General features: G+C 73.3%; 10 protein-coding genes and 3 pseudogenes. 9 read left to right on the top strand and 4 right to left on the bottom strand.

The features are described 5' to 3' along the window. The first annotated feature begins 1 nt into the window (after nt 1). From ACZ7EC_RS00830 to ACZ7EC_RS00820, 3 genes and pseudogenes are all read left to right on the top strand, one after another. Nucleotides 2-409, top strand: coding sequence for a YciI family protein (locus ACZ7EC_RS00830; protein ID WP_471055846.1), 408 nt, complete (start codon nt 2-4; stop codon nt 407-409). 8 nt (nt 410-417) lie between these two features. After that, on the top strand, nt 418-1563 hold the full coding sequence (locus tag ACZ7EC_RS00825) for an RNA polymerase sigma factor (RefSeq protein ID WP_471057761.1): 1146 nt from the start codon (nt 418-420) through the stop codon (nt 1561-1563). Between the two features lie 415 nt (nt 1564-1978). After that, nucleotides 1979-2824 (top strand): annotated as a pseudogene (locus ACZ7EC_RS00820) (GNAT family N-acetyltransferase). On the opposite strand, the gene ACZ7EC_RS00815 reads toward ACZ7EC_RS00820, so the two are convergent. Both ACZ7EC_RS00815 and ACZ7EC_RS00810 read right to left on the bottom strand, forming a co-directional pair. Continuing rightward, entirely contained in the window at nt 2754-7274 is a 4521-nt protein-coding gene (locus ACZ7EC_RS00815; protein ID WP_471055843.1) for a caspase, EACC1-associated type, read from the bottom strand. The pseudogene ACZ7EC_RS00820 and the gene ACZ7EC_RS00815 sit on opposite strands and share 71 nt — an antisense overlap. After that, nucleotides 7255-7683 carry an effector-associated constant component EACC1 gene (locus ACZ7EC_RS00810; RefSeq protein WP_471055840.1) on the bottom strand — a complete coding sequence of 143 codons (429 nt, stop codon included), beginning with the start codon at nt 7681-7683 and terminating at the stop codon, nt 7255-7257. Before ACZ7EC_RS00810 ends, ACZ7EC_RS00815 begins: the two co-directional genes overlap by 20 nt. Before the next feature lie 274 nt (nt 7684-7957). Here ACZ7EC_RS00810 and ACZ7EC_RS00805 point away from each other — a divergent pair. Beyond that, a pseudogene (locus ACZ7EC_RS00805) lies at nt 7958-8054 on the top strand. 39 nt (nt 8055-8093) lie between these two features. Here the strand turns inward: ACZ7EC_RS00805 and ACZ7EC_RS00800 are convergent. After that, nucleotides 8094-8978, bottom strand: coding sequence for a LysR family transcriptional regulator (locus tag ACZ7EC_RS00800; RefSeq protein ID WP_471055837.1), 885 nt, complete (start codon nt 8976-8978; stop codon nt 8094-8096). Between the two features lie 82 nt (nt 8979-9060). Between ACZ7EC_RS00800 and ACZ7EC_RS00795 the strand changes: the two genes are divergently transcribed. The 3 genes from ACZ7EC_RS00795 to ACZ7EC_RS00785 all read left to right on the top strand — a co-directional run bounded on the left by ACZ7EC_RS00795 (nt 9061) and on the right by ACZ7EC_RS00785 (nt 12295). Continuing rightward, nucleotides 9061-9963 (top strand): DMT family transporter, encoded by a 903-nt coding sequence (locus ACZ7EC_RS00795; protein WP_471055834.1) that lies wholly within the window; start codon nt 9061-9063, stop codon nt 9961-9963. Between the two features lie 275 nt (nt 9964-10238). Beyond that, a complete protein-coding gene (locus tag ACZ7EC_RS00790; RefSeq protein WP_471055832.1) occupies nt 10239-11279 on the top strand; it encodes a tetratricopeptide repeat protein in 1041 nt (346 codons plus the stop codon). Further along, nucleotides 11276-12295 (top strand): polyprenyl synthetase family protein, encoded by a 1020-nt coding sequence (locus ACZ7EC_RS00785; protein WP_471055829.1) that lies wholly within the window; start codon nt 11276-11278, stop codon nt 12293-12295. Before ACZ7EC_RS00790 ends, ACZ7EC_RS00785 begins: the two co-directional genes overlap by 4 nt. Before the next feature lie 385 nt (nt 12296-12680). Here ACZ7EC_RS00785 and ACZ7EC_RS00780 read toward each other — a convergent pair whose 3' ends face one another. Then, nucleotides 12681-13823, bottom strand: coding sequence for a DUF6183 family protein (locus tag ACZ7EC_RS00780; RefSeq protein WP_471055826.1), 1143 nt, complete (start codon nt 13821-13823; stop codon nt 12681-12683). Nucleotides 13824-13989: 166 nt separating this feature from the next. Here ACZ7EC_RS00780 and ACZ7EC_RS00775 point away from each other — a divergent pair, with 166 nt between their 5' ends. Next, nucleotides 13990-14529 (top strand): ArsR/SmtB family transcription factor, encoded by a 540-nt coding sequence (locus tag ACZ7EC_RS00775; protein ID WP_471055823.1) that lies wholly within the window; start codon nt 13990-13992, stop codon nt 14527-14529. A gap of 17 nt (nt 14530-14546) precedes the next feature. After that, nucleotides 14547-15809 (top strand): annotated as a pseudogene (locus ACZ7EC_RS00770) (MFS transporter).

Genomic DNA, 15809 nt, shown 5'->3' with positions numbered 1-15809 from the left:
GATGGCCAAGTACCTGCTGCTCAAGCACTACCGCGGCGCTCCGGCAGCGGTCAACGACGTGCCCATGGACCAGTGGACGCCGGAGGAGATCTCCGCCCACATCCGGTACATGAACGACTTCGCCGCCCGGCTGGAGCAGACCGGCGAATTCGTCGACGGCCAGGCACTCGCCCCCGACGGCATGTGGGTCCGGTACGACGGCGAGGGGCGGCCGCCGGTCACCGACGGCCCGTTCGCCGAGACCAAGGACCTCATCGCCGGCTGGATGGTGATCGACGTCGACGGACCCGACCGCGCCGTGGAGCTGGCGGGGGAACTGTCGGCCGCGCCCGGCGCCGGCGGGAAGCCGATCCACGAGTGGCTGGAAGTGCGCCCCTTCCTCGCCGCGCCGCCCACCATCACGGAGTGACCTCCGAGATGGACGAAGCTCTGCTCCGGAGCCTCACGCCGGGCGTGCTCGCCCTCCTCGTCCGCCGCGGAGCCGACTTCGCGGCGGCCGAGGACGCCGTACAGGACGCGCTGGTCGAGGCCGTCCGGGCCTGGCCGGCCGATCCGCCGCGGTCCCCGAAGAACTGGCTGGTCACCGTCGCCTGGCGCAAGTTCCTCGACCAGACCAGGGCGGACGGAGCCCGCCGCCGGCGCGAGGTCCGCCTCGACGAACAGCCGGCGCCCGGCCCCGCGCCCGCCGTGGACGACACGCTCCAGCTCTACTTCCTGTGCGCCCACCCGTCACTGACACCGCCCTCCGCCGTCGCCCTCACGCTGCGCGCGGTCGGCGGCCTCACCACCCGCCAGATCGCGCGGGCCTACCTGGTGCCCGAGGCGACCATGGCGCAGCGCATCAGCCGTGCCAAGCGCACCGTCTCCGGCGTGCGGTTCGACCGGCCCGGCGATGTCGCCACCGTGCTGCGCGTCCTCTACCTGGTCTTCAACGAGGGCTACTCCGGCGACGTGGACCTCGCGGCGGAGGCCATCCGGCTCACCCGGCAGCTCGCGGCCCGTATCGACCACCCCGAAGTGGCGGGACTGCTCGCCCTCATGCTGCTCCACCACGCCCGGCGCGCCACCCGCACCGCGCCCGACGGCAGCCTCGTACCGCTCGCCGCGCAGGACCGCGGCCGGTGGGACACCGGGCTGATCGCCGAGGGCGTCGAGATCCTCCAGGCGGCCCTCGCCCGCGACCGGCTCGGCGAGTTCCAGGCCCAGGCCGCCATCGCGGCACTGCACGCCGACGCGCCCACCGCCGAGGAGACCGACTGGGTGCAGATCGTCGAGTGGTACGACGAGCTCGCACGTCTGACGGACAACCCGGTCGTCCGGCTCAACCGCGCGGTGGCCGTGGGCGAGGCCGACGGACCGCGCGCCGGGCTGGCGGCACTCGCGGCGCTGGACGACTCCTTGCCCCGCCACACCGCGGTGGCCGCGTACCTCCACGAGCGCGACGGCGACCTGGCGGCGGCGGCACGGCTGTACGCCGAGGCGGCCCGCACGGCACCGAACCTCGCCGAGCGCGACCATCTGACCCGCCAGGCCGCCCGGCTCAACACACTGCTCCGCCGCTGACGGCTCACACCCCGCACATCCGGCCCGACGAGACGTCCGGTGCGGTGCCGGTGCCGGGCGGCCGCGGCGGGCCCGGCCGGGACGGCGGCGGGGCGCCGGCCGGCGCGGAGGCGGTGCCCGGCTCGGCGACCGGATCTCCGGCGGCCCCGGTCCAGGTTCTCCCCGGCGTCGCCCGCTCCGGGGGCCAGCCGGTAGCAGGTGCCCGAGACCCGGAGCGGCCCGACGGACCCGTGCGCCGTCGGCAGGAACACCCGTGTGCCGTCGCCGGGAACGCCCTTGGACCGGGGGCGAATTCGGCCGCCGCCGGTACGGCGAGGTCCCACAGGGGTGCCCGTCCACCGCATCCGGCACCGGTGCGGGCCCACGACTTCCGGCAGACACACCCGCGACTCGCCCGCCGGAAGGACCATGAAGCATGCGCCCGTACACCTGGCACCTCACTCAGAATGCCGACGACTTCCTCGCCCGAGCCGGGGGATTCCTGCGCTCGCGCCCTGCTCTGCACAACACGCCGCTGACGGACATCGAGAGACTGCGGGCACGTCAAGCGGCCGGTGACGACGCCGAAGCCGCCCTTTTCGGCCGACTGGAGTCGCGGGGCGAGGTCCGCGCGATCTTCTATCTCACTCCTCGCGGACGACTGGGCCTCACCCCCCTCTCCGCCGGACAGACCTGCATGCTCGCTGCTCACCTGGCCGGCCTCGGGCACTCACCCGCCACCGTCATCGCCGACCGTGACACCGCCGGCGCCTTCGCCGCGTCGTGGCAGCAGCACACGGGCACGGTGCCGGCACTCTTCTGGCGGACGCATCTTTACCGGCTCGGCGCGCTCACCCCACCGCAGCCGCCCCCGGAAGGCCAGGCGCGCCGCACGAACGGTGACGACCGCGGAGACTCCGGACGGCACTCCCGTCTCGATGGCGGCCGCGACCTCGATCGTCGGCGGCATGGTCCGGCTGGACCCGGTCTACACCCCGGCGCACCTCCGCGGCCGTGGCTACGCGGGAGCCGTCACGGCCGAGGCGAGCAGGACCGCGCTGGCCGCGGGGGCGACGGAGGTCGTCCTGTTCACCGACCCGACAATCCCACCAGCAACGCCCTCTACCAGCGCATCGGGGGGGACCGTGATCACCGCGAAACCCGGACGCCAACGGAGCCCAGCACCGTCCCGACGCCCGCACGGCGCCGGCTCACGCTCCCCCCGAGCATGGATTCCGGTAAGGCACGCCGGGGGCGTACTTGTTCCACTCGGAGGTGGTGATCGGGGTCCGCAACGTGGCGGAGCACAAGGTGTCGGCGACCTCGGCCGGGTCGGTGTCGTAGAGCGTGACGGAGTCGGACGCGGCGACCGCGACAGTTCTGCCCGAGGGGGAGAACGCGGCGGTGAGCTGCTCCCCTGTCACATCCTTGGGTTCGAGGGTGGCCAGCAGTGTGGGCGACGACGGGGGCTGGGTCCGCCACAACTGCACCCCCGGCTGCTCACTGCTTCCGTCGGCCAGCAGCCTGCCGCTCGGTGCGAAGACGAAGTTGCTGGTGGCGCGCAGCGTACTGATGGTGCCGAGGACACGCGGGTGCGCGGGGTCGCGGGCGTCCCAGACGGTGGCGGTGTTGTCGCCGGACCCGGCGGCCACCAGGAGCCGGCCGTCGTCGCTGAGACCCACGGTCGAGCTGACGGCTCCGGGAAGGGCGACGGTGCTGCGCGGGCGGCCACCGGCGAGGACGTACAGGGACAGCGACGCTCCGGGGTCGGTGGCTCCGGACGTGGCGGCGACCACGCCGGTCGCCGCCGCGGTGAGGCCGCCCTTGTCGGCCCGCGGCAGAGCCGACGTGGCACCGCGGACCGGGTGCTCGGGGTCGTCGACGTCCCACCAGATGATGCCGGAACCGGTCAGGACGCAGGCGGTGTGGCTGTTCACCAGTCCGGCGATGTCCGAGGTGGGTTCGGGCAGCGGGATCGAACCGGCTCGCTCGGCGTGCAGGGCGCCGGTGACGCGCCACAGCACCAGCCGGTCGTGGCTCTGGACCGCGACGAGGCCGCCGGCTTGGTCGGTGGTGACGCCGGGTGTGAGGATGACGGGGCCCAGGCCGGACGGTTCGGTGGGGAAGTCGACGGAGCCCAGCGAAGCGGTCTCGGCCGGATGGTGCGTGTCGTGCAGGTCCCATAGCTGCACCGCGCCGTTGTGCGCGACGGTCAGCAGTGCCTTCGGCGCGAGGAACGTCACCATCTGCGGGAGGTCCGGCAGTCTGAAGGTGGCGTCGAGGACGGGATCACCGGCGGCCGAGGCGTCCCAGATGCCGAGCGGTGACGGGGCCGTACGGGAACCGGTGTCGCGCGGCGCCGCGATCAGCTTCCCGTCGGGACTCAGGCTCCACACATCGCGGCCGGTGATCGCCATGCCGGCCGCCTGCGCCAGGGGCCGGCGCCACAACCGGAGCTTGCCGTCCCGGCCGCCGGTGAGGATGTCGCCGCCCGCGGTGTAGGCCACGGTGAAGGTGTCGAACCCGGTTTGCGCGCAGTCGGTCAGTGCCATGCCCTGGAGGTTCGCGGGGGTCAGTCTCACCTGGCACAGGGCGCTCTTGGGAGTGTCGGTGCCGACACCGCCGTAGACGAGCCGGCTGCCGTCTGGACTGAAGGCCACGCTTTCCAGGTCGGCCGGCGTGGTCCCGGTACTGGCCTCGACGGACTTCGGGTGGGCCGGGTCGTCCATCCGCCACAGCCGGAGGACGGCGTCTCCGGCGGCGGCCATCATGCGGCCGTCGGGGCTGAACGCCACGCTCTGGAAACCGGGGGAGAGGGAGGCGAGCTTCTTCGGCCTGGCGGGATCGGCCACGTCCCACACCTGCGTCGCGCCCCGCTGGCTGGTCTGTGCCAGCAGGTGGCCGCGCGGGGCGAACGCGACCCCCGCGAGGAGGGCCTCGGGCGCGGGATCGGGCAGGACGGCGCGTACCCGCGGGTGTGCCGGGTCGGCGATCGACCACAGCAGCGTGAAGCCCTGCTCGGCCGCGGCCGCGAGGAGCGACCCGTCGGGGCTGACGGCCATGGCGGAGAGCTGTGTCTTCCGGCCGGACAGCCGCGCCGGGAACGGCAGTTCGGCTCCTGCCCGTGGATGACGGGGATCCGCCAGATCCCACAGGCACAGCGCCTTGCCGGTGGCGGCGCAGTGGCCGGCGAGCAGCCTCCCGCCGGGTGCGAGGGCGATGGCCGAGCCGCCGGCCGGGATGGTGGACTCGAGGACGGGTGCGGCGGGATCGGCGAGATTCCAGATCCGTACCGACGCGTTCGCATCGCTGTCCGCGGCCAGGGGACCGTCGGGCTGCGTGGCGATGCGCAGGACGGGACTGCCACTGGCGAGCACGCCGTCCACGGGCGCGCCGAGCGAGCCGTAGAGCTGGTCGGTGGCCTCCCGCGTGGGAGAGGACCGGTAGGCGGCGACGGCGAGCCGGGCGGCCAGCCCCGGATCGGTGGAGCGGACCGCCTCGGCGTCGGCCGCGAGCCCGGTGGAGCGCACCACGGCCGCCTTCCGCGCCGCCTGCTGACCCTCCCACACGGATCTCCGTTCGGCGATCACGCCGAGGACGGAGGCCAGCAGGGCGAGTACGACGAGTACCGAGGTGATCGCCCACAGGCCCCGGCGCTTACGGCGGGCCGCCCGCTGCTCCCGCAGACCCTGGTCCAGGAACGCGCGGGCGGTCGGGCCGAGGGCCTTTCCGGCGCGCTCGTGGTCGCGTGCGGCACGCTCGGCGGTCTCCAGACGGTGACCGCGGTAGAGATCGCTGGCCCTGCGCCCGGCCTGATCCCACGCGCGGGCGGCATCGGACAACCGCTGAAGGGCGAGCAGGCCGGCGCGGTCCTCGTCGATCCAGGCGCGCAGCCGGGCCCACGCGTACAGGAGCGCCTCATGCGCGATCTCGACGCCCTCCTCATCCACCGTGACCAGCCGGGCCGCGGCCAGCGCGCCCAACGCCCGTACGGCGGCGTCCCGTTCGCCGGGGTCGGCCAGATCGTCGAGGGAGAGCCTGCGCCGGGTGTCCTCCACGCCCTCGCCGATGTGCACCAGGCGCAGCAGCAGACCGCGCACCAGCGCCTGCTCCTCGGCGGGCAGCGCGGTGTACGCCTGCTCCGCGGTGGTCGAGATGGCGTCGTCGATGCCGCCGGTGGCGCGGTATCCGGCGAGGGTGAGCAGCGTGCCGCTGCGTTGCTGCCAGGTGACCAGCAGCGCGTGGGACAGCAGCGGCAGCACGGGAGAGCGCATACCCTGCCGCCGTACGCCGGCCTCGCGCAGCAGGGTGTCGGCCAGCCCCTCCTCCAGGCGCAGCCCCGCGACACGGGCGGGCTGCTCGATCACCGCCAGCAGCTCCTCCGGCCCGAGCGGGCCGACCACGACCTGCTGCCTCTCCAGCGCGGTCACGAGTGCGGGATAGCGGGTGCACGCTTCGTAGAAGTCGGCCCGCAGGGCGATCACGACGGCGGTCCGGTCGTCGGCCAGAGCGGTGAGTTCGCGTACGAAGCGCTCCCGGTCCTCCTCCGTCGCGCCCGCGGTGAACAGTTCCTCGCACTGGTCGACCAGCAGGACGGCCGGCTCGCCCGCCGCCAGCGCGTCGGCGCACCGGGCGAGCGCGCGCAGCGGATCGGCACCGGGCTTCATGGCGGCGATGCGCCGGCCCCCGCCGAGTTCTTCGAGGGCGGGTACGACCCCGGCTCGCAGCAAGGACGTCTTGCCGCTGCCGGAGGCCCCGACCACGGCGATCAGACCGCCGCCACGGATGCGCGTGACCAGGTCCTGGACCACCTTGTGCCGCCCGAAGAAGTAGCGGGCGTCCTCGGGGCCGAACGACTCCAGTCCCCGGAAGGGGCACGGTACGTCCTCCGGCTCGGCACCAGCAGCCGCGGGGCACGGCTCCTCCGGGGCGGGCGCGGGACGCGGACGGTAGGCGGGGTTGGGGGCGACGACCAGTTCGCCCGCCCGGTCACTGCTGTGCCGCCGGGGACGCGGAGCGCCTTCCTCGGGCAGGATCCGGGCCAGATAGCGGTAGGCGTGGTCGAGCGTCAGCTCCCGCGGGCCGGTCGGGTCGCCGTCCCGCAGCAACCGGATCAGCCCGCCGGTGAACGCGGTGTACGCCGCCCCAGGACGGGCCAGCCCGAGTTCCTCGCGGGCGGTCGAGGCGAGCAGGAACCCTCCCCGCACCAGGCTCTGTTCGAAGACGGCGTCGAGCGCGGGAGGCCCGAGCGGGGCCAGGGCCCGGCCGGAGAAGCAGCAGTCCAGGAGCACGGCGACGGAGCGCGCCCCGCTGGCGCGGACGGTCTCCCGTAACGCCTCGTACCGCAGCGCCTTCCAGGACAGGCCGTCCACCAGATCGTCGGTGGCGCCGGTGGCCAGGAACAGCCCCTCGTCGCCGCCCACCAGCCCATGGCCGATGAAATGGACCAGCAGGGTGTCGTCAGCCTCCTGCGCCGCCTGCCGGACGGCGTTGCCGAATTCCAGCGGGCTCGGCGGATCCAGCAGGACGCGCAGGTTGGCCTGCGGCACCCCGATCCGTTCGTGCAGGACGGCCGCCAGGTCCCTCAACGACGGTTCGACCGCGCGGATGCCGGGCACCCGCCCGGCCTCCGGATACCGGCCCGTCCCGACGAGCAGGACACGCGAACCCGGCCGTGCCAGCGCGACGGGCCGTAACCCGCCGCCGGCGTCCTCAGCGCTCGGAAGCGTCATCGAGGGCTCCGTCGCCGCGCGCATCCGGCTCGACCGCGCCGGGCCACGCCGCGTCGGTCAACTGTGCTACCTGAGCGCGGAGTTGGTCCGCGTCCAAGGCGCGTACACGGTCCGCGCGCAGCTCGATCCGGCTTCCGTCGGGCCGCGACAGGCGGACCGTGACGCTTCCCGTACGGCGGCGAAGCCAGGCGACGAGCACGCTGGCCATGGCCGTCGCGACCCCGCCGGAGCCGAGGGTCACGGCCAGGTGCTCCAACTCCCCGCCGAGCGCACCCTCGGGGACCGGCCCGACCTCTTTGCGCACGCGTCCGCGCAGGCCGTCCTCCTCGTCCAGCCAGCGGGCGAGATCGGCCGCCGCCGCGCCGTCCCCGTCTCCGTTCCCGTCCACGGACAACATGACGATGCCCATCAGCGACCACCGCCTCGCACGGCTCCGGCCATGTCACCTGCCATGAAGTCCCCCCGCTTTCCACGCACTTGCCCTTCCGGTCATCCGTACCGGAGACGCGGACGACCAGTGTGGGCGACGGGCCCCCAGCCTTCAAGGACCCCGACGAGCTACTCCGGCCGGCGACACTCCGTCAGTGGCGCGCGGGTTCGTCAGCGGCGCATCAGGGGGCGGTCAGCGGCCCCTGCCACTGTTGTTCCTGTCACCGGCGCGGAAGACCGAACGACGGTGGCAGGGAGAGGTGCCCGGAGTGGTTGATCGGGGACCAGCGAGCTCGCCTCACGGTCGGGCCCCTTTCGGGGCCCACGCAGGTTCGAATCCTGCCCTCTCCGCTCCACGGAAATGACACGAAGGCCCGTCCGTCCAGCAGCTCAGGACTTCCCCGCGCACACCAGCCCTTCCAGCAGCTCCACGGCGCGCCGGGCGGCGGGGTGCCGCGCGATCGACTTCTTCACCGCGAGACCGACGTAGCGGACCGGAGTGGGGGAGACCAGAGCGACGGTCGTCAGGCCCTCCGGCAACTCGCCGATACCGAGCGCCGGCACCACGGTCAGTCCGATTCCCGTCGCCACGAAGGACATCGCCGTCCGGTAGTCGTGCGCTTCCACCACGAAACTCGGGGAGAACCCGGCCTGCGCACAGGCGTTGAGCAGCACCTGGCGGCACGCCCCTTGGCGCAGATCGTTGTCCACCCAACGCCGTGCGGCGAGTTCCGGCAACGGCACCTCCGGCATCCCGGCGAGCGGATCGTCGGCGCGGACGACGGCGAGATAGGGGTCCTCCACGAGCCTGCGGACATCGACCGACCCGCTGCGCTCGACACCCGTCTCCTCCACGAAGATGTCGATGTCCGGGTCGCCCGGCGTGAACTCGGTCAGCAGCAGATCCAGCCGGAGCTCCGGGAACTCGGCACGCAGCGCCGCGACGGTCGGCGCCAACCACGCCGTTCCAGCCGAACCGAAGTAGCCGATCGACAGGCTGCCGACCCGGCCGGCGCGCAGATCGCCGACCACCCGCTCGACCCGGCTGAACGCCTCGAACAGCGTGCCGGCCTCGGCGGCGAGGGTCCGGCCGGCCGCGGTGGGCTCGATGCCGCGACCGGACCGCTCGAACAACCGGAGCCCGGTCTCCCTTTGCAGCGTGGCGAGTTGCTGGCTCACCGCCGATGGGGTGTAGCCGAGCGCGGAGGCACTCGCGCGGATCGAACCCGTCGCGACGACCGCCCGCAGGACGCGGAGCCGTGGGATGTCCAGCATCCCGCGACCGTACAGCCATGCTTAACGGATGTACAGAATTCGTCGCTTGTGCTGTACGGACGTCGGGCATGACGATGCCAGAATGACCGATCTAGTCGACACCACCCGGCCCGCCGGCACCGGCAAGACAGACCTCGGCAGGACCGCGGCCGCCGCCGGGCTCGCGGTCATGCTGTGGGCCTCGGCGTTCGTCGCCATTCGCGGCGTCGGGCACGCGCTGTCCCCCGCGCCGCTGGCGCTGCTCCGGCTCGGCGTCGCGGCCGGCACGCTCACGGTGATCGCGGCGGCCCGGCGGGCGGTCCGGGTCCGCCTGTCCCGCACGGCGTTCCTGCTGATCGCGGCCTACGCCGTGCTGTGGCTCGCCGGCTACACCGTCGCGCTCAACGCCGGGGAGCGGCACGTCGACGCCGGGACCGCGGCATTGCTGGTGAACCTCGCGCCGCTGCTTGTCGCCGTCGTCGCCGGGAAGTTCCTCGGGGAAGGTTTCTCGCGACCTCTCGTCATCGGCTCACTCGTCGCGCTGGGCGGAACCGCGGTCATCGCGACCGGGGCCACCGCACAGCGGGACTCGGCAGGTGTTCTGCTGTGTCTGCTGGCCGCGGTGCTCTACGCAGCGGGCGTCATGATCCAGAAGGTCGCGTTGCGGCACGTCGACGGGCTCACCGCGATCCGGCTCGGCTGCGTCGTCGCCACCGTCGTCCTGCTGCCCTGGGCGCCGCGACTGGCCGGAGAGCTGCGGGTGGCGCCCACCGGAGCGGTGCTCGGCGCCGTCTACCTGGGCGTGTTCCCCACGGCGATCGGTTTCACCGCGTGGGCCTACGCGTTGCGCCGCATGGACGCCGGCCGGCTCTCCGCGGTGACCTACGCCGTCCCGGCAGTGTCGGTGCTGTTGTCGTGGCTGCTCCTCGCCGAGATCCCGACGGTGTACGGGCTCGTCGGCGGCGTACTCTGCCTGACCGGTGTGGCCATCTCGCGCCGGCGCTGAGCCACCGGTGCGCCCGTGGCGGGGGTCCTTCTTCCCGCGCTCGATCAGGAGCACGACGCGTCACGGAGGCCGGGGCGCTGAACAGCGGTTTCAGGCAGCACTGTTGGTCCGTCTGCACGGAACCTTCACATCATGAGCCGCTCTGCGCGGACAACCCCCGCCGCGGCACCCGCGTCTTGATCGACAACAGACCGACGCCCTGGTCCTCGCGGACGGGGCGTATCCCCGACGTGCTATACACGCTGTGTATACGCATCGTGTATAGAGAGGCATGCATGTACGGCAAGGCTTTCGCGCCCGAATACCAGGGCGCCCTGACCACCCTCTCCGTGAACTCGTCGCTGACGGACGTACTCGCGGAAGGCATCGACAAGCTGCGCGAGGCCGAGCGGTCCGGGCACCGGGCCGAGGCCGCCCGCTGCGGGCTCGCCGTAGCCGAGGCACACCGGCGGCTCGGCAACGTCCGCGAGGCCGACCAGGCATGGAAGGCGAGCTACCGCACCGCCCGCGAGGCCGGCGACACCGCGACGATGGCGTGGGCACTGTGGAGCGGCGGCACCCTCGCCCGGCAGCGCGGGGCCTTCCCGCTGGCCTGGCGGCTGCTCAAACTCGCGGCCGACCTCGGCGAACGGGCCGGTGACGTCGTCTGCCGGGGCTACTCGCTGGCCGGACTCGCCGAGACCGGCCGCATCCAGGGCGACTACGCGGCGGTCGGCCGGCTGCACGAACAACTGCTGGCCGAAGCCCGCAGGCGCGGCGAGGCCCGGCACACGGTGTGGGCGCTGGAGGGCATCGCCCAGATGCACCGCAACACCGGGGACTACGACCGGGCGTACGCGCTGTTCCAGGAGGCCGCGGAGATAGCCGAGCGAGCCGAGGACCGACGCGGGCACGCGTGGGCGCTGCGCGGCCTCGCGGACATCCTCTCGGTGCGGGACAAGGACACCGAGAAGGCACTGGAGCTGCTGTCGCGCGCGGAGGCCGGCTGCCGCGCGATGAACCTGTCCAGCGCGCTGGCCTACAACCACAAAATGCGGGGCAACGTCCTCTTCCGGGCCGGACGGCATGAAGAGGCGCGGCGGATGTACGAGCTGGCGCTGCGGGAGTTCCGCGCGATGAGCGAGCCGCGCGGCGAGGCGCTCGCCCGGCTGGGCCTCGCCAAGTCGCTGGCCCTGCTGGGCCGGGACCGCGCCGAGACGGCGGCCGAACTCGCCGAGCTGGCAAGCTCGTTGGAAGGCAGCGGGCTCAAGCACGTGCAACGGCTGGTGATTCGCGCCCAGGAGGAGTTCGCACCCCACGCGGAGGCCGTACGGTGACCGCGCTCCAGGCTCCGCCCGCCGCGCCCGAAGTCCTCGTCCGCTGTGCGGAGTTGGTGGGGCCGGCGCTGCGCGAGGCGGTGGGCGGGCTGCATCCGTGGACGGCCGAGATGGCCGGGTACTCCCTGGGCTGGTGCGAGGTGGGCGGCGCGCCCTCCGCCACACCGGGCGGCAAGGGCGTACGGCAGGCGCTGGCGGTGCTCGGCGCGCGGGCCGCGGGCGCCGACGCACGGGCCGGGATCCCGGCGGCGGTCGCGGTGGAACTGGTGCACACCTTCTCGCTGCTGCACGACGACATCATGGACGGCGACGCGACCCGGCGCCGCCGCCCGGCCGTGTGGAAGGCGTACGGCACGGGGCCGGCGGTGCTGGCCGGCGACGCCCTGTTCGCGCTGGCGGTGGAAACCCTCGCCGCCGTACCGCAGGGTGCCCGCGCCGTACGGCGGCTGTCGGCGGCCCTCGCGGACCTGGTGCGCGGGCAGGCCGACGACCTGCTGTTCACCGGGCGGCCGTGCACCGGCCCGGACAGGGTGACGGCCGAGGAGTACCGGGCGATGGCGGAGGCCAAGACCGGCGCGCTACTGGGCTGCGCCTGCGCGCTGGGTGCCGTGCTCGGGGGAGCGGACGAGGACACCGCCGACGCGCTGGACCGGGCCGGACGGCATCTCGGCATCGCCTTCCAGCTGGTCGACGACGTGCTCGGGATCTGGGGCGACCCCGCCGTCACCGGCAAGCCCGCGGGCGGCGATCTGCGGGAGGGCAAGAAGACCTATCCGGTGCTGGCCGCGCTCGACTCCCCGGCTGCCCGCCGTCTGCCCGAGCTGCTGGCCTCGCCGGGGCGGGCGCGGGAGGCCGCCGAACTGATCGAGACGGCCGGCGGCCGTACGGCGGCGCTCGCCGAGGCCCGCACCCACACGGCCGCCGCCCGCACCCTCCTGACCCGAGCAGCGCTGGCCCCCGCCGCCACGGAGGAGCTGTTCACCGTGCTGGACTTCCTGGTCGGCCGCGACCTGTGAACCCACCGGCGCGCCGCGCGGCCCCCGAGAAACCTTCGCCGTATCCACGCCCGCGGCGGGACTCGTGAGCGGCAGCGGCGCGCCGGTGCGGCGGACGGCGCGGACAGCCCACCCCGGCGCACCGGACGCCGGGCGACGGCGGCAGTACGACTGGATGGGCGGCAGTACGACTGGATGGTCGGACGATCGGAATGCCCGGCGAGGCCGTGGCACACGCAGCCCTTGTCGGCGTGTCCCTTGCCGGGCTTGCGCCGCCACGGGACCGCGGTTGCCACCAGCGCGGCGTCAACGTCCGGGTGCAGGCCATGCCGGTGGGGGCGGGACGGCAGCCGGTGTCGTCTAGCCGGACCTCATGGCGTGAGAACCGCCGGATCTCATCGGCCGGTCAGTCGGTGTCCGTCGCCGCCAGCACAGCGATGCGCCGAGCCGCCGGGGCGACGGAGACCAGTCCTATGTCCCACGCCACGCGCTCGAACCACTTCGTGGCGGCTTCGAAGCCGTACCAGTCGCATTCCTGTATACGCCGCTCCGCCTCACCGACCGGCGCTGTCGTGGACGCTCCGGACAGGGCGGCGAGGGAACGCCAGGCCGCCAGTCGCCCGTAGGCGCCGTAGACGCCGTTGTTGTACGCGCCACCGGTCGACGCCGCCGCGAACAGCATGCGCCAGGCGCGTTGCGGTCGACAGGCGGACAGGGCCAAGGGCTTGTCCGGACCGACACCGCTCAGGCACTCCAGCCCCAGTTCCGCCAACAGGCCGGGGAGGGCCCTCGCCTCGACCGGGCCCGCCAGCTCGTACGTTCTGGCCTCACTGCGGCCGTTGGACTCCGCCGCCCAGTTGGCCACCGATGCGGTCGCGGCTTCGCTGAACTCCTCCGTCGTCGTCTCGACCGCTTGCGGCAGGGGGGCACCGCGGTCCAGCGCGACGCCGGTGCCGTCCTGCGGCCCGTAAGGCATCGAGTAACTGGCCCCACCCACCGCGTAGTTCGGGAGAGGCGGCGCCTCCTCGATCACCGAAAGCTCCAGTGGCAGCCAGCCGAGCGGATGACGGCGCCAGTGCGGTGAAGTCGCCCACGCCTCGATGGCCGGCGACTTTGTGATCCTGACGTCCCTGAGCACCAACTCGTGCACGAGGCAGGCACGGAGCTCCTCCGAGGCCGCCGCGCGCGAGCTGCCGCCGGCGAACGCGACGGCCAGGTTCTCCGGGGTCTGGCCATCGGCCAGGAGGGAAGCCGCATAGCGGGGCAGCTTCCTGCTGCCGGGCGAGGCGACCGACACGAGCCGCAGGGCCTGCTCGACACACTCCTGGCCCGAGGTCAGGGTCAGCAGCCGGAGGGAACGGTCGAAGACACTGCGGTGCTGCCAGACCTGAGCGGCAGACGAGCCGTACCGGCCGGCGATAGCGATGCCGAGATCGGCCACGAAGGCGATGTCGCCCTGGCCGAGCCTGCGTTCGGCCGTGTCCCACACCTCGGTCACGCTCTGCAGGTCGGGCAGTTCCGTCACGATCCTCTGTATCTCGTCGCTCACTCCGTGAGCCTACGAGAGGTCTGCTTGGCGGGGCACGTCGGTTTTCCGGTCCTGCGGCCAGGACGACGGCCTCCTCGGCAACGTCCACCGGCCTACCGGGCGCACAGACAAGTTGGCGCGAAATAATCCCTTGCCCAATGGTCAAGAACTGTTGACCATTGCTCGCATGCCGACCGACGACCTTCCCGAGACGTTCCACGTCACCACTGACGAACAGCTGCGCGCCGTCTCCAATCTGACGCGCCACCGCATCATGGCCGTGCTCCGCTTCGAGCCGGCCACGATCACGCAGATCGCCGAGCGGGTGGGCCTCGCGAAGGGGAGTTCCAGCTACCACGTACGGCTGCTGGAGCGAGCCGGCCTCGTGAAGGTGGTGCGGACGCGGAAGGTCCGGGGCGTCACCGAGCGGTACTACGCGATGGCCGCGCGGGCGATCGTGCTCCCGGATCCGGGCGAGGGAGGCCCGGACGTGCTGATGCGGCATGCGGTGGCGGACCTGGAGGCCGCGCCGGTGACTGCCGAACGGCACGTGCGGATGGCGCATCTGCGGCTCACCGACGAGCAGTTCGCGGAGCTGGGCGCACGGCTGCAGGCACTGGCGGACGAATACCGGGAGCTGTCCGATCCCGCGCTGCCGGACGCCTCGCTCGTGTTCGCACTGTTCCACCCGGCGACGCGCGAGCAGGCCGAAGGAGACACCAAGTGACCTCCAGCCTGCGGAAGGTGCCGTCCGGGTTCGGGCGGCTGTGGACAGCGCAGACGATCTCCTCGTTCGGTGACGGGGTGACGCAGGCCGCGCTGCCGCTGCTCGCGCTGGCGTTGACGCGGGACCCGATGGCGCTCGCCGTCGTCACGGCCGCCGGAACGCTGCCGTGGCCGATCTTCGGAGTGCTCGGCGGCGCGCTGGTGGACCGCTGGGACCACCGGCGCACGATGTGGGTCGCGGACACGGCACGTGCGGTCCTGCTCGTGCTACCCGCGGCAGCGGCCGTGCTCGACGTCCTGAGCATTCCGCTGCTCGCGGCCGTCGCCTTCCTGCTCGGCCTCGGCGGACTCTTCTTCGATACGGCCGCCACGGCCTATCTGCCGGATCTGCTCCGCCGTGACCCCGTACTCCTGGAGCGCGCCAACTCCCGCCTGCGCGGGGCCCAGACCGCCATGTCCGGCTTCGCGGGGCCGCCTGCGGGCAGCGCGCTGCTCGCGCTCGGGCGGGCGGTTCCGCTGCTCGCCGACGCGGTGTCGTTCGTACTCTCGGCAGTGCTCGTGCGCACCCTGCCCGCCATGCCCCGGCCCGTGCCGGAGACCCGCGAGTCGCTGCTTCGGCAGGCGTGGGCCGGGGCCTCGTACGTCCTCCGGGACCGCGTGCTGCTCGGCCTCGCGCTCCGTCCGGCGGTCGGGAACGTCGCCTTCCTCGCGGTGGAGACCGTTCTCGCCCTCTTCGCGCACGACCGCCTCGGCATCGACAGGTACGGCTTCGGTCTGCTCCTCACGGCGGAGGCCACCGGCGGCCTGCTCGGCGCGGGCCTCGCCTCCTGCCTTGGCCGGTGACTCGGCACCGGCACCGCACTGACCTGCACGGACGCGGCCGAGGGGCTGGCCATCCTGGGCCTTGCCGCCGCCCCGGACCCGTACGCGGCCGGGCTGGCGCTCGCCGTCTGCGGGGCCGGTATGGGCGCCACGATGGTGCTCGGTCCCTCCCTGCGGCAGGCGATCGTGCCGGCGCACCTCATGGGCCGGGTCGCCTCGACCTCCCGCATGCTGGCCATGTGCGCCGCCCCCGTCGGAGCCTTCCTCGGCGGCTGGCTGGCCACCACCTACGACATCCGCACCCCGCTCTACGCCGCCGCCGTCCTCCTCTTGGCGATGACGGCCGTCACCGCGTCCATGACCAGCAACCGCCGGGTCGAAGCGGCGCTGCGGGCCGCCGCCCACGACCACCCGGCAGCCTTGAGCCCCACCGAGAGAAGTGCCACCGACCTGGTGTGA

Source organism: Streptomyces sp. NPDC037203, from assembly GCF_055605065.1.
This window is presented reverse-complemented; position numbering and strand designations above follow the sequence as displayed.